Source organism: Gammaproteobacteria bacterium, assembly GCA_003696665.1.
Classification (GTDB): Bacteria; Pseudomonadota; Gammaproteobacteria; order Enterobacterales.
Window position 1 is genome coordinate 1 of record RFGJ01000373.1, and the last position, 1,695, is coordinate 1,695.

The 1,695-nt window shown below is 49.7% G+C and carries 2 protein-coding genes; both read right to left on the reverse strand.

Features of this window, described 5'->3' with window-relative positions; translation table 11 throughout:
* Positions 1–360: 360 nt before the first annotated feature.
* Entirely contained in the window at positions 361–1,248 is an 888-nt protein-coding gene (locus D6694_09625; GenBank protein RMH40839.1) for a hypothetical protein, read from the reverse strand.
* A gap of 173 nt (positions 1,249–1,421) precedes the next feature.
* Positions 1,422–1,695 (reverse strand): hypothetical protein (locus tag D6694_09630; GenBank protein RMH40840.1); only part of this gene is annotated, 274 nt, incomplete at its 5' end.

The window sequence follows — 1,695 nt, forward strand, 5'->3', positions numbered from 1 at the left end:
AGGTAAGCATGTGCAGCAAGTTTTGGGCTCAAATTAACAATGCGAAGCGGGATTACATCAATTGCCGCGTTTGCATCTTTTGCCACAACATCAAACAACCTGCTGTAGTGTTTCTTTGACACCAGAAACACTTTGAACACACAACAGATTGATTTGCTTTTCAAAGTGGCGCGGGATATCCCAGCGTCACCCCAAGTAAGACAATCATTATCCCAAGCACGACCATCAGCTTCACGGCATGTCTAACCGAGATAGCAAATAACTTTCTTATCACTTTGACGTCCCCCTGCTTTTGAAGTGTCGGGCATTCATGTGCTTAGATAGTAAGACAGATTGGGTTATTGGCCTCGCTCATGCTTCCTATCCTGCGTCCATAAACCGAAACCAAGCGCCAGCGATTTCGTCATACAAATCACACCACCCTTGTGTTTGTGCCAACGGCTCAACTGGCGGATGATCGACAAACTCGTCCATCACAATGTCCCATGCCAACATGTCCTCATAGTCAATCCATTCATTCGATACATCCGTGCCGCACGCATTGATAAAATCCCTGATCCGAAAGCGAAGGTCGTCCGGCAATCTTGCATCGACACCAAGAAACTGAAGAAAGCCCGGATCGAGCAATGTCGCAAATCGATCTGGAAGCTCATTGAATGGAAAAAGGTGCCTTTTGATGACCCACACTTGGCATAATATTTCGGTGAAAGGGTTGCCGTCACCAATCAAATCAACCAGCATCTTCGTTGACGCATGCGCCAGCAAATGCGCTTTCACCATACGGTTGACATTATCACCATTGGCCCGCAACGGATGGTTTGGCGGCAACCATTCAAAGCGCACGCGACTGGGCTTGGTGCCGCTCGGCAAGCGAGTTGCTGCTAGCACAGCCAATTGATTACGAACAAATACTTTTTGCACCAAAACGCCGTCGCTGGCCAATCGCTTCGCCGCCACTTCAGGCACCCTCGCCAAAAGCTCATAACGCTTTTGGTTGTACCAATGCGTAAAGCGATAGGCGAATTCATAAAGCACATCACGTTCCGGTACTCGCTCGCCTCGCAACGGCACATGCGAATAGCTCGCCGCTATCTTGGCCCGCTTGTAATCCTCAAGCCCTTTGGGCGTCAATGTTCCATCTTCACGCACCGATCGCTTGTGCGTCCAAAAATGCAAATACCCGACGCGCACACAGACTCGATGCTTGCGTTCTTCAACCAGCCGGACTATCGGGCTTGATTCCGTCATATGCCATTCTCCACCAATTCTCCAGATTGCAGCGCCTTGATGCGCACGGTCAGTTCGGCAACTGCGGGCTCAATTTGCGGCACAGGTATGGCTCGATCAACCTCTTGCTTCACCAAATAGGCGCATACAGCAAACTCTGGTTTAGCCACGATAGTGCGAATTTTAAATGCCGGTTAAATCCCGCTTGCTGCTTTGGATACCTTACTTTCGCAAAGAAAAACAAAATAACTGACAGCACTCCGACAAATGGATTTCACCCTACCGCTTTTTGACTGACGAACAAAATGCTGCCGGTACCGCCCAGCCAATGCCAGCAACGTCAACCAGCACGCGGCACCACCGCCACCACCAGATGAACCACCTGTATTACCAGTGTTGTTGTTATTGCCGCCGCCTGATGACTGTTCGTCGTCATCGTTAATCATCAACACCGTTGGCACAAAGCCA

Bases quoted from the DNA above. Each gene is read 5' to 3' on its own strand.
- D6694_09625 (RMH40839.1), bottom strand. From the start codon at position 1,248: ATGACGGAATCAAGCCCGATAGTCCGGCTGGTTGAAGAACGCAAGCAT.